The following is a 23,456-nucleotide window of genomic DNA, read 5'->3' on the forward strand; positions in this document are numbered from 1 at the left end:
GCTTGCGCTTCTCCGTTCTCATCCCGGCGCGGCTCGCCTCCACGCGGCTGCCCGACAAGCCCCTGGCGGACATCGCCGGCGTGCCGATGGTGGTGCGCGTCGCGCAGCGTGCGCGGCAGTCCGGCGCCGAGCGTGTCGTGGTGGCCGCCGACGACGCCCGCATCGTCAGCGCCTGCGAGGCGCACGGCGTCGAGGTCCTGCTGACCCGCACCGACCACCCGAGCGGCAGCGACCGGCTCGCCGAGGCCTGCGTGCAGCTCGGCCTGGCGGACGACGAGATCGTGGTCAATGTCCAGGGCGACGAGCCGCTGATCGATCCGGCGCTCATCGATGCAGTGGCCGAGACCCTCACCTCCCACCCCGATGCCGCGATGAGCACGGCGGCGCATGCGATCGACTCGCTCGAGGACTTCCTCAATCCCAACGTCGTCAAGACCGTGCTCGACGCCCGGGGCAATGCGCTCTACTTCAGTCGGGCACCGATCCCGTGGTGGCGCGACGGCTTCGCGAAGAACGGGCCGACGGCCTTGCCGACCTCCCCGGCGCCGCTGCGCCACATCGGCATCTATGGGTATCGTGCGGCCTTCGTGCGGCAGTTCCCGAGTCTCCCGCCGGCACCGGTCGAGGCCACCGAGGCGCTGGAGCAGTTGCGCGCGCAGTGGCACGGACACCGCATCGCCGTGCACGTGAGCGCGCATGCACCCGGCCCGGGCATCGATACGCCCGAAGATCTCACGCGGGTCCGCGCCCTGTTCGGCACTGCCTGATCGCCCGCAATCGTGCGGGTTCGCCCGAGAGCGCGTGCTATCCTCGAAGCAACTCCGCCCATGCAACGCCTTTGCCGGCATGCGGGGGCGCGACAGAAGATCGAAGAACCGTCCGAGGACACCATGAGACTGATTTTGTTGGGCGCCCCCGGGGCGGGCAAGGGCACGCAGGCTGCCTTCATCTGCCAGAAATACGGCATTCCTCAAATCTCGACCGGCGACATGCTGCGCGCCGCCGTCAAGGCCGGCACGCCGCTTGGCCTGCAGGCCAAGGCGGTGATGGCCTCCGGTGCGCTGGTGAGCGACGACCTGATCATCAACCTGGTCAAGGAGCGCCTCGCGCTGCCGGACTGCGCCAACGGCTTCCTCTTCGACGGCTTCCCACGCACCATTCCGCAGGCCGACGCCATGCGCGCGGCCAACGTCAAGCTCGACTACGTGCTCGAGATCGATGTGCCCTTCGCCGACATCATCGAGCGCATGAGCGGCCGCCGCTCGCACCCGGCGTCCGGGCGCATCTACCACGTCAAGTTCAACCCGCCGAAGGCCGAGGGCAAGGACGACGTGACGGGCGAAGACCTGATCCAGCGCGACGACGACAAGGAAGAGACCGTGCGCCACCGGCTCGATGTCTACAGCCAGCAGACCCGGCCGCTGGTCGACTACTACGCGGCCTGGGCCAAGGCCGAGCCCGCCGCCGCGCCGAAGTACCGCGCGATCAGCGGCGTCGGCACGGTCGAAGAAATTACCCAGCGCGCGTTGGCCGCCCTCACGAGCTGATCGATCCTCAGGCCGGGCTGGAGCGCAGCCCGTAGACCTTGCCGTCGACGAACAGGTACTCGACGCGCATCACGGCCTCGCCCTTTTCCTCCTTGAAGGTGAACCCCACCGCCGAGACGGTGGTGCCGGGCTTGATCTCCGCGACCTTCCAGGCCTCCATGCGCGTCAGTGGCGCGAGCTCGAGCTCCCACTGGCGATCGATGCGCCGAGGCACCGTGGTCCGTGCGAGCAGGGCCGGCCCGTCGACCGGTGCGCTCTGTGCCGGCAGCGTCCGCTTCGCCAGGTCGGCCGGCACCTTCAGCCCGGACGGGATATCGACCAACAGTTCCACATGCGGGTTCTGCCAGCGGGCGCTCGCCACCGTCCCCTCGAGGTAGATCGGACGGTCCTGATCGAAGCTGCTCCAGCCATGGTGCGCAAGGGCGAGCGGGGTGGCCAGCGGCAAGGATGCGGCGGCGATGACGATGTGGCGACGTTTCATCGGACAAGCTCCTTCTTCAGTACGCGATCCATCGGCCGCAGAACACGACGGCCAGCCAGATCGCAGTAGACAACAGCATCTGTACCCGCGCCAGCGCATCGAGTTTGCGCAGCGACCCGCGCGCATGGAACCACCCGGCGTTGAAGCCGGCGGCCAGCAGCAGACCCATCTTGACCAGGAAGGCCCGGTTGGCCAGCAGTTCCGCCGGCTGGGTGGCGAACATCAGCGAACCGCTGGCGGCCGCGAGCCCGAAGCCGCCGATGGCGAGCGTAAGCGACAGCCTGGCCATGGCCTGCATCGGCAAGGCGGCAGCGCGCCCGAACACCCGCATCTCGAGCGCCACCAGGTTGCCGAGCAACAGCGCGATGCCGACGATATGCACCACCTCCAGCGCCGGGTAAACCCAGGCATGCGAGCGCAGGGCCTCGAACATGCCTTCAGCCGCCGGGCTGGGTCGCCATCAGTTCCAGCGCCAGCGCGATGCGCGCCTTCACCGGCGTCAGCGCCCCGGCATCGCGCAGCACAGCGCCAGGGGTCGGAAGAATGCGGCCCTGCAGGCAGCGGGTAGCACGCACCACCGCAATGCCCGCCGCCTGCGCCCGCAGCGCGGCTGCTTCCAGCGATTCGTGCAGGGTGCCGTTGCCGGTGGCCGCGAGCACCAGGCCCTGGACCGGCTCGGCAGCGCCTGGCTGTCGCTCCTGGATCAAGACATCGACGATGCTGCCGCGCGCCTCCGCGTGGCTCAGCACGATCTCGACGCGGGGCCAGCGCTCGGCCTGCTGCATCAGCTCGAAGCAACGGCGAGCCGGCTCGGACGGGGAGGTGGGCCAGCTCCTGAGTTCGCGCAAGGCGCCCTCCTCCACATAGGCCACCGGTCCCGCATCGCCGGAATCGAAGGCGTCGACCCGGTAGGTGTGCACCTTCTGCACATCGAAGGCACTGTGTACCGCGCCCGCGCAGGCCGCCACGACGCCCCGCGCACCGGGACTCGCCGCGACAGCAACGGCATCGCGAACGTTCTGTGGGCCATCGGGCGTCAGCGCCGTGGCCGGCCGCATGGCGCAGGTCAGCACGACCGGCTTGGAAGGCGCCAGCACCGATTGAAGGAAGAAGGCGGTCTCCTCCAGCGTGTCGGTGCCGTGGGTGACGACCAGGCCCGCGACATCGGGCTCGGCCAGCCAATGGGCGCAGCGTTCGGCCAGCCGGCGCCAGATCGAAAAGCTCATGTCCTTGCTGTCGACCTGCGCCACCTGCTCGGTCTGCAGCACGATGCCCGGGGGCGCGGCGATGCCCTCCAGCAGTTCGGTCACGCCCACCTGACCGGCGGTGTAGCCCACGTTGTCGCCCGCGCTGGCGGCGCGGCCCGCGATCGTGCCGCCCGTGCCCAGGACGATCACGCGACGCCTGATTTCGCTGTTGTTGTCGGCCATGGCTTGCCAAAGCTCCGGAAACTGGTTAAAAATACAGGTACTGGATATGCAGCCAGTGCCGCAAGGAGTCGTCAATGCAGTTCGCCGTCAAGCTTACCGCCCGCCAGCAACAGATTCTGGACCTGATCCAAAGCGCCATCGCGCGCACCGGTGCGCCGCCTACGCGCGCCGAGATCGCCGCCGAACTGGGCTTCAAGTCCGCCAATGCGGCCGAGGAACACCTCCAGGCCCTGGCACGCAAGGGCGTCATCGAACTCGTGAGCGGCACATCGCGCGGCATCCGCCTCAAGGGCGACGCGCTGCGCTCGCTGAACGAATCGCGCAACAACCAGTTCTCGTTGTCGCTGCCCGGCATGGCACAGCTCGCCCTGCCGCTGATCGGCCGCGTGGCAGCGGGCTCGCCCATCCTGGCGCAGGAGCACGTGGACCAGACCTACTACGTGGAGAACACGCTGTTCCAGCGCCAGCCCGACTACCTGCTCAAGGTGCGCGGCATGTCCATGCGCGACGCCGGCATCATGGACGGCGACCTGCTGGCCGTGCAGGCCACCAAGGAGGCCCGCAACGGCCAGATCGTCGTGGCCCGGCTGGGCGACGAGGTCACGGTCAAGCGCCTCAAGCGCAACAAGCAGGTCATCGAGCTGCATGCCGAGAACCCCGACTACCCCACCATCATCGTGCAGCCCGGCGAGCCTTTCGAGATCGAAGGCCTCGCTGTCGGCCTGATCCGCAACACGATGCTGATGTAGCCCCGCACAAGGCGGCATGGGCGAAATCGGCCCGTGCCCCACCGGCTGCGACAGGTGGCGGGCGTATGGCCGAGGGTCATCACCCTGTCGCGGCCGATGACAGCAATCCTGCCTGTGTTCAATCTCTGACCTTCATGGAGTTCACATGGGAATCGCTCTGCTCAGCCTCGTCGACCTGTTCACGCCCCTTCAATCGCTGGCCAGCCGCTGGATGCCGTCGCGCCGCCGCAGCGCCTCCGGCCTGCGCTATGTCGGCATCCAGCCCAGTTGCGCCGCGCGTCCTGCTGCGCCAACGTCCCACTTGTCGGCGCCGGCCCGTCCGTTGCGCGTGGTGCGCATGGTCGATGCGCAGCCCAACGGCCCGGGCACGGGCCGGGTCGTGATCTCCGGCCGCATGGCCGATGTCTGCGCCGAGCTCGACCGGCTGGCCGCATTGGAAGCCGCTGGCGCAATGCCGTCGTCCGGCCGCCTGCATTGAGCACCGCGCCCCGCCGCCAGGCGCGCTGAGCGCCCGAGGCACGGGCACATCCGCGGGCGCATCCGCGGGCATTGAGCGGGCATATCCCAGAAGCGCCCTGCGCTTCTGGCGCACGGCATGCAACCCTGCGGATAGTGCGAGGCACAATGGCACGCCATGAACATCGTGATCCTCGACGACTATCAGGACGCAGTGCGCAAGCTGCGCTGCGCCTCCAAGCTCGACGCGTATGCCGCCAAGGTCTACACCAACACCGTCAAGGGCATCGGGCAGCTCTCGGTGCGGCTCAAGGATGCGGACGTGATCGTGCTGATCCGCGAACGCACCCAGATCTCGCGCCAGCTGATCGAAAAGCTTCCCAAGCTCAAGCTCATCTCGCAGACCGGGCGCGCCGGCCAGCACATCGACGTCAATGCCTGCACGGAGCACGGCGTGGCGGTCGCCGAGGGCTCGGGTTCGCCGCTTGCACCGGCCGAACTCACCTGGGCGCTGATCATGGCGGCGATGCGCCGGCTGCCGCAGTACATCAGCAACCTCAAGCACGGCGCCTGGCAGCAGTCGGGCCTCAAATCCGCTTCCATGCCGGCCAACTTCGGGCTGGGTTCCGTCCTCAAGGGCAAGACGCTCTGCATCTGGGGCTATGGCCGCATCGGGCAGCTGGTGGCGCGCTACGGACAGGCCTTCGGCATGCAGGTCGTGATCTGGGGCCGCGAGGAAAGCTGCGCGCGCGCGCGCTCCGACGGCTTCCAGGTGGCGCCCAACCGCGAAGCCTTCTTCGCCGCGGCCGACGTGCTGTCGATCCACCTGCGGCTCACCGAGGAGACCCGCGGCTTGGTCACGCTCGAGGACCTCTCGCGCATGAAGCCCACCGCGCTCTTCGTCAACACCTCGCGCGCCGAGCTCATGGAGCAGGACGCCCTGCTCGCCGCGCTCAACCGCGGCCGGCCCGGCCTGGCGGCCATCGACGTCTTCGAGAGCGAGCCGCCCCTGCAGGGCCACGCCCTGCTGCGGCTGGAGAACTGCATCTGCACGCCGCACATCGGGTACGTCGAGCAGGACAGCTACGAGATGTACTTCGGCCAGGCCTTCGACAACGTCGTCAGCTTCATCAAGGGCAATCCGACCAACATCGTCAATCCGGGCGCGCTGCAGGTGCGACGTTGAAGCGCCCCGGCCTGCCGGCGTCCCTCTGGGCGCTGCTGGCAGGCAACTTCGTGATCGGCACCGGGGTCATGGTGGTGCCCGGCACGCTCAACGAGCTCAGCACTTCGCTGCAGGTCAGCGCGGCCACGGCCGGCCAGCTGATCACTGCCGCGGCGGCGGTGGTGTGCTTCGGCGCACCGCTGCTGGCCGCCGTGGTCGCGGGCTGGGACCGGCGGGTGTTGCTGGCCTGCACCATGCTCTGGTATGCGGCCGGCCACTTGGTCGCGACGCTGATGCCGAGCTTCGGCGGACTGCTGGCGGTGCGCATGCTGACCGTCATTTCGCCCGCCATCTTCACGCCCCAGGCCGCGGCCTGCGTCGGCCTGCTGGTGCCGCTGGAGCAGCGCGGCCGCGCCGTGACCTTCGTCTTCCTCGGCTGGTCCATGGCTTCGGTGCTCGGCCTGCCGCTGGGCACCTTGATCGGGGGCCATTTCGGCTGGCGCACGGCCTTCGTCGCGATCGCCGTGCTGTCGGTGCTGAGCGCCGTCTGGATCTGGCGCCAGTTGCCGACCGGCATTCGCCCGCCGGCCCTGACGCGCGCCGGCTGGGCGCAGGTGCTCAGGAGTCCGCTGCTGATGGGCGTGGTGGCCGTCACCGCGCTGCAGGGCTCGGGCCAGTTCGTGCTGTTCAGCTACTTCGCCCCGGTGTTGCGCGAGACCGTCGGCGCCGATGCCACCTCTCTCGGCCTCGTGTGGGGCTGGTTCGGCGTCTGCGGCCTGCTGGGCAACATGCTCGTGAGCCGGAGCATCGACCGCGTCGGCGCACCACGCATGGTGCTCGTCACCACCTCCTTGATCGCACTGAGTCTGTTGCTGTGGCCGCTGGGCGTCACGCTCGCCGGGCTGGCGCTGATCCTGGTGCCCTGGGGCCTGGGCTGCTTCGCCACCAACTCGGCGCAGCAGGCGCGCCTGGTGTCGATGGCGCCGGCGCTCGCGCCGGGTTCGGTCGCGCTCAACAGCTCCGGCATCTACGTGGGGCAGGCCGTGGGCGCCGCGGCCGGCGGCTGGCTGCTGGCCCATGACGCGATCGTCTGGATGAGCTGGGCCGGCTTCGCGATGCTGGTGTGCGCGCTGCTGCTGAGCCTGGCCGTCGACCGGGCCCAGGCCCGCAGCGCCGCCTTCAGCGCTTGATCGGCTTGGGCGCGATCTCGGCTTCGGTGTCCGGATCGAAGAGCTCGAAATCGATCACATTCGGATCGGTCGAAGGCGCCGGCGGTGGCTTGGGCGTGTCGATCGGCGCGCGCATGGTCTCGAAGGCCGTCCTGTCGAAGTCGGCCAGGTCCAGGCTGGCGCCGGGCTGGACGCGCGCCGACTCGCGGCTTGGGGCATCCGGCGCCGGCGTGGGGCTGTCCGGAACCAGCACGGTCTCGTGCTCCAGCGAGTCGTCGATCCCGCCGTAGATCGAGGCCGGCAGCGTCGGCCCGTCCTCGACCGGCTCGGGCGGACGCTCGGCTTCGAGCGGCGCGGGCGTCGTGGCCAGTTGCTCGTGGCCGAAGGTGTCGACGAAGGAATGCGGCGTGACAGGCGCAGGGGGCGCGCTGTCTGGATCGATCACCTCCTTGGCAACCGAATAGAGAAGCAGCAGTTCCTGGTAGGCAGCGAGGTCGAAGGCCTCGTCTTCACCTTCATTCACCCCGGGCTTGCGGAAGATCAGTTCCTCGATCAGCGCCAGGGTGCCGGGCGCCGGCCATTGCGATTCGATGCGCGCGAGCGCGCTGCGGTAGTGCTCCAGGCCCTTGCCCGTCTGATCGAACTGCTCGAACTCGGGCACGTAGGCATTGAAGGCCCGCTCGAATTCGTCGGCCAGGCGCGCATAGTCTTCCTTGCGGTCGAGCCCGTGGTAGATGCGCAGCAGGTCCAGGTAAGCCAGCGCGCTGGTGCCGGGATTGGTGGCGATGTGCTCGCGCAGCACCGCGATCGCCTGGTCGTGCTGGCCCAGCGAGAGGAAGAAGTCGGACTGCTGCTGGACGTCGAACAGCTCTTCGGTATTGACCGGCCGCAAGGGATGACCGTCGGGGGCGCGCGCGGGATGCGGCGGATGGGACTCGCCGAAGCCGCTGTCCTCCTCGGGCTCCAGGCCCGCGAAGGTGGCCGCACCGAAGCTGGTGGCGTTCGCGCTGCGCCGTCGGGCGGGAGGCTCGATCTCTTCCTCGTCATCGCCGAGCAATTCGCCCAATTTGTCCGGCCGCGTGGGCCCCTCGTCGCCCTTGGGCGCCGGCTCGCGCCACCAAGCCCCCTCGGCCCGGCGCGCGGCGAGGCGCCAAAGAAGCAGGATGGCGATCAGCGCGAGCAGCAGCAGGCCGACCAAGGCGTAGACCAGCGGGTTGCGGTAGCGCTCCTCACGCGCCTGCACGAGCTCGGTGCGCAGTTCGAGCAGGGCGCGCTGGTTCTGCGCCGTCTGCTCGCGCAGCGCGTTCAACGTGGCCTCCAGCGCCTGCATGCGCTGAGCTTCGCGCTGCGCTGCTTCGGGCTCGGCGTTGAGGGCTCGCCATTCTGCGGCGGCAGCGCTGCGGCGGGCCGGGTCCTCGGCAGCGGGCAGCGTCAGCTGGGGCGTGGCCTTGAGGCCCGGCTGCGCGACCGGGACCGGTTCCATCGCCTCGAGTTGCAGGCGCGATCCGCTCGGCGCGGCCGCACGTGCCGGCGCCGGCGCTGGCGCCGGTGCGGCTGCAGGGGCAGCAGGTGCGCGCGGCGCAGCAGCACGCGGGGCTGCAGCCGGCGGCCGCACCGCCGCAGGCCGTGGCGCCGGCGCGCTTCGGCGCGGCGGCGGCGCCTCGGCGTCTTGCGTGCCTGCACCGGACGCAGCAGCACCGTTGCGGCGTGAGGATGCCCCGCCCTCGAAGCCGGAAGAGGAGCCCGCCCCAGCCACGCGCGAGGACGCGCGCGGCGGCTCGGCGGCCGGGCGCGGCATGGCCACGCTCGGCAAGGAGGCTTCCGTCGGAACGTCGGCGAGCAGCACATAGCTGCGCGTGGAGCGCGTTTCGCAACCGGCGCGCACGTTCACGTTGACCACCGGCTCGTCGATGATGGCGCTGGAGCGGATGCGCATGCGCGAGCTGGCGGGGCTGGACCCAGGCTCGAGCGATATCGACACGTTCCGGTCCGGGATGCGCAAGTCGCCCTGCACCACCTCGGCTTCCAGGCACAGTGCGCCGCTGGTCTCGGCCTCGTCCAGCGAAAGCGGAACCACCAAGTCCAGAGGCTTGCCGATCCAGACAGCGCCCTGAGGCCGCCCGATCGTCAAGGCAGACGATTCAAGTGCGAACCCGAGTAGAAACAGGGCCGCAGCCAAACGTGGTGGTTGCAAAATGGGTAGAGCTTAAGAAGTAATCGAAAGTAGACACATTCTGGCACGCTCATTGGCGACACCAGATTTAGCGAGAGACAATTATCAAATGACTGTGCAGTTTTCCAATGTAGGGATCATCGGGGCTGGCGCGATGGGCCGCGGCATTGCCCAGATTGCGGCCCAGGCCGGCAGCCAGGTGCTGCTGTTCGACAGCTTCGAGGGCGCCGCTGTTCGCGGCCGTGACGCCATCGTGGCCCAGTGGCAGAAATTGCGAGAGAAAGGCAAGATCGACGAAGCGCAGCACGATGCCTTGTCCGCACGCATCCACGCGGTCGACTCGACGCAAGCGCTGGCCGGCTGCGATCTTGTAATCGAGGCTGTGGTCGAGGATCTGGAGATCAAGCGCAAGCTGTTTCAAGAGCTCGAAGCGGTGGTCGCGCCCTCGGCCACGCTGGCGACCAACACCTCCTCGCTCTCGGTCACGGCCATCGCCGCCGCCATGGCGCAGCCTCAGCGCATGGCAGGCTTCCACTTCTTCAACCCGGTGCCCCTGATGAAGGTGGTCGAGGTCGTGGCGGGCTTCAAGACCGATGCCGAGGTGTGCCGCCAACTCGCTGCCTACGCCACGCAGATGGGCCACGCCGCCGTGCAGGCCAAGGACACCCCTGGCTTCATCGTCAACCACGCGGGGCGGGGCTATGGCACCGAGGCGCTGCGCATCGCCGGCGAGGGCGTGGCGGACTTCGCCACCATCGACCGCATCCTCAAGGACCAGGCGGGCTTCCGCCTCGGCCCCTTCGAGCTGCTGGACCTGACGGCGCTCGATGTCTCCCATCCGGTGATGGAGTCGATCTACCGCCAGTACTACGAGGAGCCGCGTTACCGGCCCAGCGTGATCACGGCGCAGCGTCTGGCGGCCGGCGCGCTCGGGCGCAAGACCGGCGAAGGCTTCTACCGCTACGTCGACGGCGTCGCGCAGCAGGCGCCGGAGCCGCCCACACCGGCGTTCGAGGGCAATCCGGCGGTCTGGGTCTCGCCGCGCGCGGCGCGGCGGCCGGAGCTGCTGAAGCTGGTGCACGCGCTCGGCGCTCAGCTCGAAAGCGGAGCGACGCCCTCCTCCGCAGCGCTGATCCTGGTCGCGCCGCTGGGCTTCGACGTCACCACCGTGGCCGCAGTCGAGCGGCTCGATGCCACGCGCACGGTCGGCATCGACCTGATGGTGGACGACGCCGCTACCAAACGCCGCGTGCTCGCCACCAATCCCGCGACGCGCAATGACGTGCGCGACACCGCCCATGCCCTGTTCGCGCGCGACGGCAAGGCGGTGAGCGTGATCCGCGACAGCGGCGGCTTCGTCACGCAGCGCGTGATCGGCACCATCGTGAACATCGCGACGGACATGTGCCAGCAGCAGGTCTGCTCGCCTGCCGACCTCGATCTGGCCGTGAAGCTGGGCCTGGGCTATCCGCAGGGCCCGCTCGCGATGGGCGACCTCTACGGCCCCACCAATGTGCTGGAAGTGCTGTTCAATCTGCAGACCGTGTACGGCGATCCGCGCTATCGCCCGAGCCCCTGGCTGCGCCGCCGTGGCGCGCTGGGCCTGAGCCTCACCCATCCCGAAGCGTAAGAGACAGGCATTCGAATGACAGCAGAACTGAAAAGCACGACCGAGGGCGGCACCATGGTGCTCACACTCTCCAACCCCTCGCAGCGCAATGCGCTGGGCCCCGAGATGTACGCCGCGGGCATCGAGGCGCTCAACGGCGCCGAGAACAGCGACGAGGTGCGCAGCGTGGTGTTCGTAGGCGAAGGCGCATGGTTCTGCGCCGGCGGCTCGCTGCAGCGCCTGTCGGCCAACCGCGAGCGCGAGCCCGCGGTGCAGGCCGAGAGCATCGAGGCGCTGCACAACTGGATCGACTCGATCCGCACCTTTCCCAAGCCGGTGATCGCCGCCGTCGAGGGCGCGGCGGCCGGTGCCGGATTCTCGCTCGCAGCGGCCTGCGACTTCATCGTCGCGGCGCGCGATGCGGTGTTCGCGGCCTCCTACAGCAGTGTCGCGCTCTCGCCGGACGGCGGGCTGAGCTGGCACCTTGGACGGTCCCTGCCGCGCCAGATCGCCAGCGAGTGGCTGATGCTGGGCGGCCGCATCGACGCAGCTCGCCTGCATGCACTCGGCATGGTCAACGAGCTGAGCGAGAGCGGCCAGGCCCTGTCGGCGGCGCTCGCGCTCGCCAACCGCCTCAATGCGCGTGCGCCGAACTCGCTGGCCAGCATCAAGGAACTGCTCAGCGAGGCGCGCGGCGCTACGCTCGCCTCGCAGCTGTCGCAGGAGCGCGACCACTTCGTGCGCAATCTGCACCACCCCAACGCCGGCATCGGCATCGCCGCCTTTCTCGCCAAGGAGACGCCGCGCTACGAATAGCAGCGCGTCGCTCGGGCGACAAGCCCGGGCAATTCAGTCACACACAGGACAGTTCATGGACGAGCCCATTCTTACCATCGAAGAACGAGAGGCGATCAATGGTGGTCGCTGGTTCTCTTCTCTTTCCCCATCCCTGCGTCACGACATTCTTCGATGCACCTTCGTCAAGCGCTACAAGGACGGCGACCTGATCTGCGCGCGCGGCGATCCGCCCGAGCAGTGGATCGCCTGCGCCAAGGGTGCGGTGCGCGTGAGCTCGACTGCGGTGTCGGGCAAGCAGGTGACGCTGACCTACGTGGAGCCGGGCATCTGGTTCGGCGACGTCGCGATGTTCGACGGGGACCGGCGCACGCACGATGCCTATGCGCATGGCGACACCACGATCGTCTGCGTGGCGCGCGCCGATTTCCAGAAGATCCTCGCCAGCCACGTCGAGCTCTACGAGGCGCTGATGCGGCTGCAGGCGCGGCGCATCCGGCAACTGTTCGGCCTGGTCGAGGACCTCAACACCCTGCCCCTGCGGGCCCGGCTCGCCAAGCAGCTGATTCACCTGGTGCGCAGCTACGGCGTGCCCAACCTCGCGGACGGCAGCCAGATGCGCATCGGCCTGCACCTGGCGCAGGAAGAACTGGCGCAGCTGCTGGGGGCCTCGCGCCAGCGCGTGAACCAGGAACTCAAGGCCATGGAACGCGAGGAGGTGATCCGCATCGAGCCGGGCGGCCTGGTGGTGCTGGATCGCGCCGCGCTGATGCGCATCTCGGAAGCCGACGACCAATAACAGCAGACCCCAGAGACATGACCCAGGACTTCGACAACTTCGTCGGCACCCGCGCCGTTTCCAAGCAGCACCTCTTCGACGTCGACGCGCTGACCGCCTGGCTCGAGAAGAACCTGGGAGGCTTCAAGGGCCCGCTCACGGTCGAGATGTTCAAGGGCGGCCAATCCAATCCGACCTACAAGCTGCTCACGCCCACGCAGAGCTACGTGATGCGCGCCAAGCCGGGTCCGGTCGCCAAGCTGCTGCCCTCGGCGCACGCGATCGAGCGCGAGTTCAAGGTCATGAGCGGGCTGGCCGGCACCGATGTGCCGGTGCCGCGCATGCATTGCCTGTGCGAGGACGAGAGCGTCATCGGCCGCGCCTTCTACGTCATGGAGTTCATGCAAGGCCGGGTGCTGTGGGACCAGTCCCTGCCCGCCATGAGCAACGCGGAGCGCTCGGCGATCTACGACGAGATGAACCGCGTCATCGCCGCGCTGCACACCGTGAAGTTCGCCGAGCGCGGCCTGGCTGACTACGGCAAGCCCGGCAACTACTTCGAGCGCCAGATCGGGCGCTGGAGCAAGCAGTACGTGGCCTCGATCACCCAGCCCATTCCCGAGATGGACCGGTTGATGGAATGGCTGCCGGCCCACATGCCCCAAAGCGCGCGCGACGAGAAGATGACGTCCATCGTGCACGGCGACTACCGCCTGGACAACCTGATGTTCCACGCCACCGAGCCGCGCGCCATCGCCGTGCTCGACTGGGAGCTCTCCACGCTGGGCCACCCGCTGGCCGACTTCAGCTACCACTGCATGTCCTGGCACATCGCGCCGGGCGCCTTCCGCGGCATCGGCGGACTGGATTTGAAGAGCCTGGGCATCCCGACCGAAAGCGAATACATCCGCAAGTACTGCGAGCGGACCGGCCTCACCACGCCCGAGGCGCTGGCGCCCGACTGGAACTTCTACCAGGCCTACAACCTGTTTCGCATGGCGGCGATCCTGCAAGGCATCGCCAAGCGGGTCGAGGCCGGCACTGCATCGAGCGAGCAGGCCGTCGCCTCGGGCCGCGGTGCGCGGCCGATGGCCGAAATGGCCTGGCAGTTCGCGCAGCGCGCCTGAAGCGCACTCCCCTTACCCCACAGGAGACTCCATGGATTTCGAATACTCGGCCAAGACCAAAGACTTGCAGAAGCGCGTCACCGCCTTCATGGAAGACCACATCTACCCCGCCGAGGCCGAGTACACGGCCGAGCTGGCCGCCAACACCGCGGCAGGCAAGCGCTGGACCGCGCTCCAGACGGTCGAGAAACTCAAGCAGAAGGCCAAGGCGAAGGGCCTGTGGAACCTGTTCCTGCCGGTCGACAGCGCCGAAGTCTCCGGCTACAAGGGCGCGGGCCTCACCAACCAGGAGTACGCGCCGCTGGCCGAGATCATGGGCCGCGTGCCATGGGCCAGCGAGGCCTTCAATTGCTCAGCGCCGGACACCGGCAACATGGAGACCATCGCGCGCTACGGCTCCGACGAGATCAAGGCGCGCTGGCTGAAGCCGCTGCTGGAAGGCGAGATCCGCTCGGCCTTCGCGATGACCGAGCCCGAGGTGGCCTCGAGCGACGCCACCAACATCGCCACCCGCATCGATCGCCAGGGCGACGAGTACGTGATCAACGGCCACAAGTGGTGGATCTCCGGTGCGGCCGATCCGCGCTGCAAGGTTTACATCACGATGGGCAAGACCGATCCGGATGCGCCGCGCCACTCGCAGCAGAGCATGGTGGTGGTGCCGGCCGATGCCAAGGGCATCCGCATCGTGCGCCCGCTCAACGTGATGGGCTACGACGACGCGCCGCACGGCCACGTCGAGATGTACTTCGAGAACGTGCGCGTGCCGGTGAACAACATCCTGTTGGGGGAAGGCCGCGGCTTCGAGATCGCCCAGGGCCGCCTCGGCCCGGGACGCATCCACCACTGCATGCGCCTGATCGGCCTGGCCGAGCGCGCGCTCGAGCTGATGTGCAAGCGCGCCTCCTCGCGCGTGGCCTTCGGCAAGTCCGTGGCTTCGCAGACGGTGACGCAGGAGCGCATCGCCGAGGCGCGCTGCAAGATCGACATGGCGCGCCTGCTCACCCTCAAGGCGGCCTGGCTGATGGACGTGGCGGGCAACAAGGTGGCCAAGACCGAGATCGCGATGATCAAGGTGGTGGCGCCCAACATGGCCTGCCAAGTGATCGACTGGGCCATGCAGGTGCATGGCGGCGGCGGCATGAGCGACGACTTCCCGCTGGCCTACGCCTACGCCGGCGCGCGCACGCTGCGTTTCGCCGACGGCCCGGACGAGGTGCACCGCAACGCGATCGCCAAGTGGGAGCTGGGCAAGTACGCTGCCGACAAGGGCGATGGCGAGATGCCGGTGACGCGCTTCTGATCGAGCGCCGGATGTGCCAAACCGCCGTGCGCCTCATGCGCCGGCGGTTTTTTCTTGGCTAGAGCTTCTTTTGCAGGAACATCGCCTGGCCGAAGGCCGGGTCGAGCTGGAAGTTGGCGAAGCCTTCGCGCACATAGGCGCGCAGCGCGCTGTGGTTGGCCGACAAAACCTCCAGCGTGAGCTTGCACGCGCCCCGTGCGCGGGCCTCCTGCTCCACGCACGCGAACATGTGCTGCGTGATGCGGTGCCCGCGATGACTCGGCAGCACGACCACGTCATGTACGTTCACCAGCGGCTTGCAGGCAAAGGTCGAGAAGCCCTCGATGCAGTTGACGAGGCCGACGGCCTGCGCGCCATCGTAGGCCAGCACGCTGAAGGCCTGCGGTCGCGCGGCCAGCGCGTCGGGCAACTCGGCCAGCACCTCCGGCGCCAGCGCCGTGCCGCCGCCGGCTGGGTCGCGCGCGTAGCTGTCCAGCAGATCGACCAGTGCACGCGCGTGCACCGGATTGCGGTAGTCCGCGAGCAGGACCTCGATCATGCAGCCGAACCCGTTTCCACCGCCGCCACCAGGCGCCGCGCGCAGGCCTCGGCCTGCGCTGCGTCGCGCGCCTCCACCATCACGCGCAGCAGCGGCTCGGTGCCACTGGGGCGGATCAGTACGCGGCCCGCGTCACCCAGCTCCGCTTCGCTGCGCTTGATCTCGGCGGCGAGCGCCTTGTTGGCCTTCCAGTCCTGGTCGCCGCGGAGGCGCACATTGATGAGCGTCTGCGGGAACAGCGTGAGATCGGCCAGCAGCTCGCCGACCTTCTTGCCGCTGCGCTGGCAGGCCTGCAACACCTGCAGCGCGCTCACGATGCCGTCGCCGGTGGTGTGACGGTCGAGCGCCAGCAGATGGCCCGAGCCTTCGCCGCCGAGCAGCCAATGCCGCTTCTCGAGCTCTTCCAGCACATAGCGGTCGCCCACGCGCGCGCGCACCAACTCGATGCCTTGGGCGCGCAGCGCCATCTCGACCGCCTTGTTGGTCATCAGCGTGCCGACCACGCCGGCCAGCTTCTCGCCGCGCGCGATGCGCTCCATCGCCATCAGGTAGAGCAGCTCGTCGCCGTTGAACAGGCGGCCGCTCGCATCGATCAGTTGCAGCCGGTCGGCATCACCATCGAGTGCTATGCCGTAGTGCGCGCCGTGGGCACGCACCGCGTCGATCAGCGCCTGGGGATGCGTGGCGCCCACGCCCTTGTTGATGTTGAGTCCGTCGGGCGCACAGCCGATGCTGATCACGTCCGCACCGAGCTCATGGAAGACGTTCGGCGCCACCTGGTAGGCCGCGCCGTGCGCGCCGTCGACCACCAGCTTCAGGCCGCGCAGCGTGAGGTCGTTGGCAAATGTGCTCTTGCAGAACTCGATGTAGCGGCCCGGCGCGTCGTTGAGGCGGCGCGCCTTGCCGAGCTGTGCCGAATCGGCCCACACCGGCGCCTCTTCGAGTGCCGCCTCGACCGCCAGCTCCCATTCGTCGCTGAGCTTGGTGCCGTGGGCACTGAAGAACTTGATGCCGTTGTCCGGGTAGGCGTTGTGGCTGGCGCTGATCACCACACCGAGGCTGGCGCGCTGGGCGCGCGTGAGGTAGGCCACGCCGGGCGTCGGCAGCGGCCCCAGCAGCACCACGTCCACGCCGGCGGAATTAAAGCCCGATTCGAGCGCGGATTCGAGCATGTAGCCCGAAATGCGGGTGTCCTTGCCGATCAGGACGGAGGGGCGCGCCTCGGTCTTCTTGAGCACGCGGCCGACCGCATGCGCGAGGCGCAGCACGAAGTCGGGCGTGATCGGTGCCTGGCCGACGGTGCCGCGAATGCCGTCGGTGCCGAAATACTGTCTTGTCATGCTTGCTTCTCCTGTCCCCGTTGTTCGGAGCGCATGGTCCGCCAGACGGCCAGCGCCGCGACGGTTTCGCGCACATCATGCACGCGCACGATCGCTGCCCCGCGCTCCACCGCCAGCACTGCGGCCGCAACGCTGGGCGCCAGGCGCCCAGCCGCCGCCTCGATGCCGGTGACCGCGCCGAGCGAGGACTTGCGCGACCAGCCGACCAGCAACGGCCAGCCGGCGGCGAGCAGTTCCTGCTGGCGAGCCAGCAGGGCGAAATTCTGCGCCACCGTCTTGCCGAAGCCGATGCCCGGGTCGAGCGTGATTCGCTCGGGCGCGACCTTCAGCGCCAGTAACGCCTGCGCCTGTTGTTCGAGGAATGCGCGCACGGCGGGAACGACATCGCCTTCCATGGGCGCCGCCTGCATGGTCTGCGGATCGCGGTGCATGTGCATCAGGCAGATGCCGCAAGCCGGGTGTGCCGCCACCGCCTCGCGCGCGCCTGGCCGGCGCAGCGCCCAGATGTCATTGACGATGTCGGCGCCGAGCTCGAGCACCGCGCGCATGACCTCGGGCTTGTAGGTGTCGACCGAGACCGGCACCTGCAGCTTGATCGCCTCGCGCACCACCGGCACCACGCGCGCCAGCTCCTGGTCCAGTGGCACGGCCGGGCTGCCGGGCCGGGTGGACTCGCCGCCGATGTCGAGGATGTCGGCCCCCTCTTCCACCAGTTGGGCGCAATGGCGCAGCGCGGCTTCGGTCGAGGCATGCGCGCCGCCGTCGGAAAAGGAATCGGGCGTGACGTTGACGATGCCCATCACCCGCGGCTGTGCGAGATCGATCTCGAAGCGCGTGGTGCGCCAGGTCCTCGTCATGCGAGCCTTCCGGAAATAGAAAACGGGGCCAGAGGCCCCGTCGATCGCCCGAGCATCTTGCTCAGGCCGCAGTGGGCGCCGGGTCGGGATTCACCGCCGGCGTGCCGCCGCTGCCGCCGCTGCCCGAAGGCGGGGTGCGCGGCGTCCAGTCCTTGGGCGGACGCGGCTCGCGGCCGGCCATGATGTCGTCGAGCTGCTCGGTGTCGATGGTTTCCCATTCGAGCAGAGCCTTGGCCATCGCGTGCATCTTGTCGCTGTTTTCCTCGATCAGGCGACGCGCCAGGGCGTACTGCTCGTCGATGATGCGGCGCACCTCGGCGTCGACCTTCTGCATGGTCGACTCGCTCATGTTGGTGGTCTTGGTGACCGAGCGGCCCAGGAAGACCTCGCCCTCGTTTTCGGCGTAAACCATCGGGCCCAGCGACTCGGTCATGCCGTAGCGCATCACCATGTCGCGCGCGATCTGGGTGGCGCGCTCGAAGTCGTTGCTGGCGCCGGTGGTCATCTGGTGCATGAACACCTCTTCGGCGATGCGGCCGCCGAACAGCATGCTGATCTGATTCAGCATGTACTCGCGGTCGTAGCTGTAGCGGTCCTGCGCCGGCAGGCTCATGGTCACGCCCAGCGCACGGCCGCGCGGGATGATGGTGACCTTGTGCACCGGGTCGCACTTGGGCAGCAGCTTGCCGATCAGCGCATGGCCGGACTCGTGGTAGGCCGTGTTGCGGCGCTCTTCCTCGGGCATGACCATGCTCTTGCGCTCGGGGCCCATGAAGATCTTGTCCTTGGCCTTCTCGAAGTCCTGCATCTCGACGACACGCGCGTTCCGGCGCGCGGCCATCAGCGCGGCCTCGTTGCACAGGTTGGCCAGGTCGGCGCCCGACATGCCCGGCGTGCCGCGCGCGATGATACTCGGGTTCACGTCCTGGCCCAGCGGGACCTTGCGCATGTGCACGTTGAGGATCTGCTCGCGGCCGCGGATGTCGGGCAGCGTCACGTAGACCTGACGGTCGAAACGGCCCGGGCGCAGCAGCGCGGCGTCCAGGATGTCGGGGCGGTTGGTGGCCGCGACCACGATCACGCCGAGGTTGGTCTCGAAGCCGTCCATCTCGACCAGCATCTGGTTCAAGGTCTGCTCGCGCTCGTCGTTGCCGCCGCCCAGGCCGGCACCGCGCTGGCGGCCGACCGCATCGATTTCGTCGATGAAGATGATGCAGGGGGCGTTTTTCTTGGCGTTCTCGAACATGTCGCGCACACGGGCCGCGCCCACGCCGACGAACATCTCGACGAAGTCGGAGCCGGAGATCGAGAAGAAGGGGACCTTGGCTTCGCCGGCGATGCCCTTGGCGAGCAAGGTCTTGCCGGTGCCAGGGGGCCCCACCAGCAGCAGGCCGCGCGGGATGCGGCCGCCGAGCTTCTGGAACTTGGCCGGATCCTTCAGGAAGTCGACGACCTCCTTGACTTCCTCCTTGGCCTCGTCGCAGCCCGCGACGTCGGCGAAGGTGACCTGGTTGTTGTTCTCGTCGAGCATGCGGGCCTTGCTCTTGCCGAAGCTGAAGGCACCGCCTTTGCCGCCGCCCTGCATCTGCCGCATGAAATAGACCCAGACACCGATCAGCAGAAGCATCGGGCCCCAGCTCACGAGCAGCGTCATGAGGAGCGAGCCTTCTTCGCGGGGCTTGACGTCGAACTTGACGTTGTTGGCGATCAGGTCGCCGACCAGGCCGCGGTCGAGGTAGGTGGCGGTTGTGCGGATCTTGCGGTCGTCGTTGGTGATCGCGACGATCTCGCTGCCGCCCTGACCTTCCTGGATGGTGGCGCTCTTGATGCGGTTGCTGCGGACTTCCTCGAGGAAGTCGGAGTAACCCACACTGCCGGCGCCGGCGACGCCGCGGGTGTCGAACTGCTTGAACACAGTGAACAACACCATCGCGATGACCAGCCAGACGGCGACCTTGGAAAACCACTGATTGTTCAAACGAAGCTCCAGTCGAAAGCGCGTGGGGACAAAAACAAAAAACGCGCTAGGGCACGCAATTGGCGCCCATTTTAGGCTTTTCAACCTGCGAAATGCCGGAATTTCCCTATAGCAGCCATAGGACGCGCACGGTTTTGGGCCCTAATGCCGGGCCGGCGTGCGGTATCAATTCGTATCGACCGGCTTGAGGCCGATGCCGACCATGAAAGTCTCCGCGGATTTGTCGCGCGAAGCCTTGGGCTTGATCGGTTTCACGACTCGAAAATTCGTCCTGAAAAGCTGGGTCAGTTCGGCATAGCCGCTGCCATGGAAAAGCTTGGCGACCAGCGCACCTTCCGGCTTCATGTGGTGGCGGGCGAACTCGATCGCAAGCTCGATCAGGTGGCTGATGCGCGCCGCGTCGGCCGAGGCGATGCCCGACAGGTTGGGCGCCATGTCTGATACGACCACGTCGGCCAGCCGGCCTGCCATGGCCTCCTCCAGCCGCGCCAGCATCTCGTCCTCGCGGAAATCGCCCTGCAGAAAGGTCACGCCTTCGATCGGCTCCATCGGCAGGATGTCGAGCGCGATGATGCTGCCCTCCAGCTGCCCGGCCGCGGCGCCGCCCGGCGACAGCTTGCGGCGCACGTACTGGCTCCAGGCGCCGGGCGTCGAGCCCAGGTCGACCACCAGCTGGCCCGGACGGATCAGGCCCAGCGCCTCGTCGATCTCCTTGAGCTTGTAGGCCGCGCGCGCCCGGTAGCCCTCCTTGGTGGCCAGTTTGACGTAGGGGTCGTTCACATGGTCGTGCAGCCATGCACGATTGACCTTGCTGCTCTTGGGTTTGGGGTTCATCGACACTCGATAATACGGGGATGCCCGCCATTCAACTGACCCCTGCCCAGCGCAAAGTACATCGCGCAGAAGCGCACCATCTGGACCCGATCGTCATGGTCGGCGGCGACGGGCTGACACCGGCCGTCAAGAAGGAGGCCGACGCCGCCCTCAAGGCCCACGGCCTGATCAAGATCCGCGTCTTCTCCGACGATCGCCCCGCACGTGAGGCCATGCTCCAGTCGCTGGCCGAGGAGCTGAGCGCCGCGCCGATCCAGCACATCGGCAAGCTGCTGGTGCTCTGGCGCCCCATCCCCGAGAAGGAGCGCGCGATCGACGAGGACCGCATGCCCGGCCCGCGCGACGTCAAGGTCATCAAGTACAGCAAGCGCGGCGGCCAGCGGCCGGAGATCAAGACCCTGCGCGTGCTCGGCAACCAGCGGCTCACCCCGGGCGGCAACATCAAGCGCGCCAAGGCGAAGAAGAGCCTGTCGGTCAAGAAGCGCCGCCAGGCGGATTGAAGGATGCCGAGCCAAGAACAGGCGGCCCTCCCACAGCGCCACATTCTCTGCATGAAATGGGGCACGAAATATGGCCCCGAGTACGTCAACCGCCTCTATGCAATGGCGCGCCGGCACTTGTCGGGCGACTTCAACTTCGTCTGTCTGACCGACGACCCGAAGGGCATCCGCAGCGAGGTGCAGTGCTTTCCGATCCCCCCGCTGGCCCTGGAGCTGGCGCCGGGCCAGGTGGACCGGGCCTGGAAGAAGCTGACCACCTTCGAGGAGAAGCTCTACGGCCTGCACGGCCGGGCGTTGTTCATCGACCTCGACGTGGTCATCGTCGGCAGCCTCGATGCCTTCTTCGAGTACCCGGGCGAATTCCTCATCATCCACGACTACGCCCGCCCCTGGCGGCGCCGGCGCATCACGGGCAACTCCTCGGTCTACCGTTTCGAGATCGGCGCCCATCCGGACGTGCTGGCGCATTTCCGCCAGAACATGGACGCGGTGCAGGCCAAGTACCGCAACGAGCAGACCTACCTGTCGGCCTTCATGCACCGCAAGGGCACGCTGGCCTACTGGCCGGCCGAGTGGTGCCCGAGCTTCAAGTACCACGGCATCCCGGCCTGGCCGACCAACTACTGGCGCGAGCCCTTCGTGCCGGAGGGGGCGCGCATCATGGTCTTCCACGGGGAATGCAATCCGCCCGATGCACTGGCCGGCCGGCGCAACCGGCGCTTTCGCTTCATCCGGCCGGCGCGCTGGATCACGCAGTTCTGGAACGCCTGATCAGCCTTCGCGGCGCCCCATACGCCACAGCAGCACGCCGGTGCACAGCCATTGGCCCAGGTACATGGCGCTGCCTAGCGAGTGCCAGAGCCGAAGGTTCTCGCGCGCCAGGATGCGCGGCGCGACGGCGTATTCCTGCAGCAGGGCCAGCAGCAGGGCCGCGAGGATCCATGCGATCGACATGCGGGTCCGTGCGTCCACGCGATCCAGGACCTTCGACCTGAAATAGGTCAGCAGCACCAGCCCGCAGGCCAGGGCCACCCAGCTCTGGGCCGAGAACAGCCGACCGGCGAAGTTGCCGGCCATGGCGGGGTTGCCGAGGTGGGCGAAGAGCATCGGCACGATCAGGAACCCGATGGTCGTCAGGCTGCCCCACCAGAGGGCGGCCACCAGCAGCGCGACGCGGTCCTTCAGCACTCGGGCGGCTTCAGAGGTAGCTGACGCCCACGATCTCGTAGCGCTTCACGCCACCCGGGGCCTGCACCTCGGCGGTGTCGCCCTCCTCCTTGCCGATCAGCGCGCGGGCGATCGGGCTGGAGACGTTGATCAGGCCCAGCTTCAGGTCGGCCTCGTCCTCGCCCACGATCTGGTACTTGAGCGCCTCGCCGGTGTGCTCGTCCTCGAGTTCCACCGTCGAGCCGAAGACGACCTTGCCCTCCGCGTCGAGCTCGGACGGATCGATGACCTGCGCGTTCGACAGCATGCCCTCGATCTGCTTGATGCGGCCTTCGATCCAGCCCTGGCGCTCCTTGGCAGCGTCGTAGTCGGCGTTCTCGCTGAGGTCGCCCTGGGCGCGCGCATCGGCGATCGCGGTGATGATCGCGGGCCGGTCGACGGTCTTCAGCCGCTGCAGTTCGTCGCGCAGCTTCTCGGCGCCGCGCTTGGTGATCGGAATCGTGGTGTTGGCCATGTTTTGCGTCTCCAGAAAGCGAAACCGCCGAACGCTGCCGTTCGGCGGTTCATGGAAGAAAAAATGATCAGACGAGCGTGCGTCCGGTCAGCCGGCTCAGGATGGCGAGCGGGCTCGAATCGGGATTGTATTGCCTTGCGGCGGGCAGGTGCAGGGTCTGCTCCAGCATGTACTGGCCGGACATGACGGCGTGCGAGGTCTGGTCCGAGAAGCACACCCATACCGATCCAGCCGGGAAGGGCACGGTTTGCTGCTGTGCGTTCTTCTGGTAGTCGAGGTCCGACTTCATGCCGTCGTGCAGCTGCAGCATCAGGTGGTCGTATTCGCTGCGGAAAGACTTGGTCACGTGCAGGGTCTGCAACAGCCGGGCTTGCCAGCGCGAATAGGGCTTCGCGCGGGGCAGGAAGCGCTTCGCCACGGTCTCGAAGGGCTCGCCCACCCGCCAGACGCGCGGCGCGCCCTCCGGGTTGACGTTGGTGAAGACGCGCAGGATGCGTTCGCCGTAGTTGGGTCGCGAGGGGAAGGAGTCGATGTGCAGCCGGCGGTCGTCGGCGCGCCAGGACTGCACGCGCGTCTCCACCTGCGCCGGCCGGTAGCTGGTCGGCGCCAGGCGCAGCGCGGACGTGTAGTGCGGCAGCAGGCCGTGGATCAGCTGCGTTGCCTGGGCGCGGAATCGCCCCACCATCGCGCTCACGGCCTGCTGCCGGGCCTCATCGCCGGCCACGCCCTTGATGCGGCCGTTGGAGTCCAGGCTGATGTTGCGCACGTCGGGCGACAGCACCGAGGGCGTCAGCAGCTCGCGCTCCTGCGGCCGCAGCTCGAAGCTCAGCCGCGGGAAGTACAGCACCTTGCCGGCCTCGAGCGCGGCGATCCACGCCTCGTTGGGCGCGGCGCCGGCCCAGTCGGCCAGGTCGAGTTCGACGAGCTGCGTGTCCATGGCCCTCAG

At 68.1% G+C, this 23,456-nt stretch carries 25 protein-coding genes; 13 read left to right on the forward strand and 12 right to left on the reverse strand.

All coding sequences use genetic code 11. The features are described from left to right. Positions 1–2 precede the first annotated feature (2 nt). A complete protein-coding gene (gene kdsB / locus GXN78_RS00415; RefSeq protein WP_106559533.1) occupies positions 3–767 on the forward strand; it encodes a 3-deoxy-manno-octulosonate cytidylyltransferase in 765 nt (254 codons plus the stop codon). Between the two features lie 123 nt (positions 768–890). Beyond that, entirely contained in the window at positions 891–1,547 is a 657-nt protein-coding gene (adk, locus tag GXN78_RS00420; protein ID WP_106559532.1) for an adenylate kinase, read from the forward strand. Positions 1,548–1,554: 7 nt separating this feature from the next. Here adk and GXN78_RS00425 read toward each other — a convergent pair whose 3' ends face one another. The 3 genes from GXN78_RS00425 to GXN78_RS00435 are packed head-to-tail and all read right to left on the reverse strand — an operon-like array spanning position 1,555 to position 3,458. Further along, complete coding sequence (locus tag GXN78_RS00425) at positions 1,555–2,028, reverse strand: DUF6152 family protein (protein WP_106559531.1); 474 nt, start codon at positions 2,026–2,028, stop codon at positions 1,555–1,557. A gap of 16 nt (positions 2,029–2,044) precedes the next feature. Then, complete coding sequence (locus tag GXN78_RS00430; protein ID WP_106559530.1) at positions 2,045–2,461, reverse strand: hypothetical protein; 417 nt, start codon at positions 2,459–2,461, stop codon at positions 2,045–2,047. 4 nt (positions 2,462–2,465) lie between these two features. Beyond that, complete coding sequence (locus GXN78_RS00435) at positions 2,466–3,458, reverse strand: asparaginase (protein WP_106559529.1); 993 nt, start codon at positions 3,456–3,458, stop codon at positions 2,466–2,468. 74 nt (positions 3,459–3,532) lie between these two features. Between GXN78_RS00435 and lexA the strand changes: the two genes are divergently transcribed. The 4 genes from lexA to GXN78_RS00455 all read left to right on the forward strand — a co-directional run bounded on the left by lexA (position 3,533) and on the right by GXN78_RS00455 (position 7,018). Then, on the forward strand, positions 3,533–4,207 hold the full coding sequence (gene lexA / locus GXN78_RS00440; RefSeq protein WP_028260076.1) for a transcriptional repressor LexA: 675 nt from the start codon (positions 3,533–3,535) through the stop codon (positions 4,205–4,207). Between the two features lie 145 nt (positions 4,208–4,352). Beyond that, a complete protein-coding gene (locus GXN78_RS00445; RefSeq protein WP_106559528.1) occupies positions 4,353–4,685 on the forward strand; it encodes a hypothetical protein in 333 nt (110 codons plus the stop codon). Between the two features lie 156 nt (positions 4,686–4,841). Then, the gene (locus GXN78_RS00450; protein ID WP_106559527.1) at positions 4,842–5,849 is read left to right on the forward strand and encodes a D-2-hydroxyacid dehydrogenase family protein; all 1,008 of its coding nucleotides are present in this window, start codon (positions 4,842–4,844) and stop codon (positions 5,847–5,849) included. Beyond that, positions 5,846–7,018 carry an MFS transporter gene (locus GXN78_RS00455; RefSeq protein ID WP_239142557.1) on the forward strand — a complete coding sequence of 391 codons (1,173 nt, stop codon included), beginning with the start codon at positions 5,846–5,848 and terminating at the stop codon, positions 7,016–7,018. The genes GXN78_RS00450 and GXN78_RS00455 overlap by 4 nt, the downstream gene beginning before the upstream one ends. Here GXN78_RS00455 and GXN78_RS00460 read toward each other — a convergent pair. Continuing rightward, a complete protein-coding gene (locus GXN78_RS00460) occupies positions 7,008–9,128 on the reverse strand; it encodes a hypothetical protein (RefSeq protein ID WP_106559526.1) in 2,121 nt (706 codons plus the stop codon). The genes GXN78_RS00455 and GXN78_RS00460 overlap by 11 nt on opposite strands. Before the next feature lie 151 nt (positions 9,129–9,279). On the opposite strand from GXN78_RS00460, the gene GXN78_RS00465 reads away from it, so the two are divergent. The 5 genes from GXN78_RS00465 to GXN78_RS00485 are packed head-to-tail and all read left to right on the forward strand — an operon-like array spanning position 9,280 to position 14,782. Beyond that, the gene (locus tag GXN78_RS00465) at positions 9,280–10,800 is read left to right on the forward strand and encodes a 3-hydroxyacyl-CoA dehydrogenase (RefSeq protein ID WP_106559525.1); all 1,521 of its coding nucleotides are present in this window, start codon (positions 9,280–9,282) and stop codon (positions 10,798–10,800) included. A gap of 15 nt (positions 10,801–10,815) precedes the next feature. Then, positions 10,816–11,595, forward strand: a complete 780-nt coding sequence (locus tag GXN78_RS00470; RefSeq protein WP_106559524.1) for an enoyl-CoA hydratase — start codon at positions 10,816–10,818, stop codon at positions 11,593–11,595. 55 nt (positions 11,596–11,650) lie between these two features. Then, on the forward strand, positions 11,651–12,373 hold the full coding sequence (locus GXN78_RS00475) for a Crp/Fnr family transcriptional regulator (protein WP_106559523.1): 723 nt from the start codon (positions 11,651–11,653) through the stop codon (positions 12,371–12,373). 17 nt (positions 12,374–12,390) lie between these two features. Next, the gene (locus GXN78_RS00480; protein WP_106559522.1) at positions 12,391–13,479 is read left to right on the forward strand and encodes a phosphotransferase; all 1,089 of its coding nucleotides are present in this window, start codon (positions 12,391–12,393) and stop codon (positions 13,477–13,479) included. 31 nt (positions 13,480–13,510) lie between these two features. Beyond that, positions 13,511–14,782, forward strand: coding sequence for an acyl-CoA dehydrogenase family protein (locus tag GXN78_RS00485; protein WP_106559521.1), 1,272 nt, complete (start codon positions 13,511–13,513; stop codon positions 14,780–14,782). Between the two features lie 58 nt (positions 14,783–14,840). Here the strand turns inward: GXN78_RS00485 and GXN78_RS00490 are convergent, their stop codons facing one another. The 5 genes from GXN78_RS00490 to GXN78_RS00510 form a co-directional block, all read right to left on the reverse strand. Next, positions 14,841–15,320 (reverse strand): GNAT family N-acetyltransferase, encoded by a 480-nt coding sequence (locus GXN78_RS00490; protein ID WP_106559520.1) that lies wholly within the window; start codon positions 15,318–15,320, stop codon positions 14,841–14,843. Then, positions 15,317–16,660: a phosphoglucosamine mutase gene (glmM, locus tag GXN78_RS00495; RefSeq protein WP_106559519.1), complete on the reverse strand. Its 1,344-nt coding sequence runs from the start codon at positions 16,658–16,660 to the stop codon at positions 15,317–15,319. Before glmM ends, GXN78_RS00490 begins: the two co-directional genes overlap by 4 nt. Then, on the reverse strand, positions 16,657–17,517 hold the full coding sequence (folP, locus tag GXN78_RS00500) for a dihydropteroate synthase (protein ID WP_106559518.1): 861 nt from the start codon (positions 17,515–17,517) through the stop codon (positions 16,657–16,659). Before folP ends, glmM begins: the two co-directional genes overlap by 4 nt. 61 nt (positions 17,518–17,578) lie before the next feature. Continuing rightward, a complete protein-coding gene (ftsH, locus tag GXN78_RS00505; RefSeq protein ID WP_106559517.1) occupies positions 17,579–19,495 on the reverse strand; it encodes an ATP-dependent zinc metalloprotease FtsH in 1,917 nt (638 codons plus the stop codon). A gap of 165 nt (positions 19,496–19,660) precedes the next feature. Continuing rightward, positions 19,661–20,329 carry an RlmE family RNA methyltransferase gene (locus GXN78_RS00510; RefSeq protein ID WP_106559516.1) on the reverse strand — a complete coding sequence of 223 codons (669 nt, stop codon included), beginning with the start codon at positions 20,327–20,329 and terminating at the stop codon, positions 19,661–19,663. Between the two features lie 20 nt (positions 20,330–20,349). On the opposite strand from GXN78_RS00510, the gene GXN78_RS00515 reads away from it, so the two are divergent. After that, a complete protein-coding gene (locus GXN78_RS00515; RefSeq protein ID WP_106559515.1) occupies positions 20,350–20,829 on the forward strand; it encodes a YhbY family RNA-binding protein in 480 nt (159 codons plus the stop codon). Between the two features lie 3 nt (positions 20,830–20,832). Further along, positions 20,833–21,600 carry a glycosyltransferase gene (locus tag GXN78_RS00520; protein ID WP_106559514.1) on the forward strand — a complete coding sequence of 256 codons (768 nt, stop codon included), beginning with the start codon at positions 20,833–20,835 and terminating at the stop codon, positions 21,598–21,600. Here the strand turns inward: GXN78_RS00520 and GXN78_RS00525 are convergent, their stop codons facing one another. The 3 genes from GXN78_RS00525 to GXN78_RS00535 form a co-directional block, all read right to left on the reverse strand. After that, positions 21,601–22,014, reverse strand: coding sequence for a DUF4149 domain-containing protein (locus GXN78_RS00525; RefSeq protein ID WP_106559562.1), 414 nt, complete (start codon positions 22,012–22,014; stop codon positions 21,601–21,603). Between the two features lie 13 nt (positions 22,015–22,027). After that, a complete protein-coding gene (gene greA / locus GXN78_RS00530; RefSeq protein WP_106559513.1) occupies positions 22,028–22,510 on the reverse strand; it encodes a transcription elongation factor GreA in 483 nt (160 codons plus the stop codon). A 67-nt stretch (positions 22,511–22,577) separates the two neighbouring features. Further along, complete coding sequence (locus GXN78_RS00535; RefSeq protein WP_106559512.1) at positions 22,578–23,447, reverse strand: Kdo hydroxylase family protein; 870 nt, start codon at positions 23,445–23,447, stop codon at positions 22,578–22,580. Positions 23,448–23,456 lie beyond the last annotated feature (9 nt).

The sequence above is a fragment of the Variovorax sp. WS11 genome, assembly GCF_010499245.1.
In the GTDB taxonomy this organism is placed as follows: domain Bacteria; phylum Pseudomonadota; class Gammaproteobacteria; order Burkholderiales; family Burkholderiaceae_C; genus Variovorax.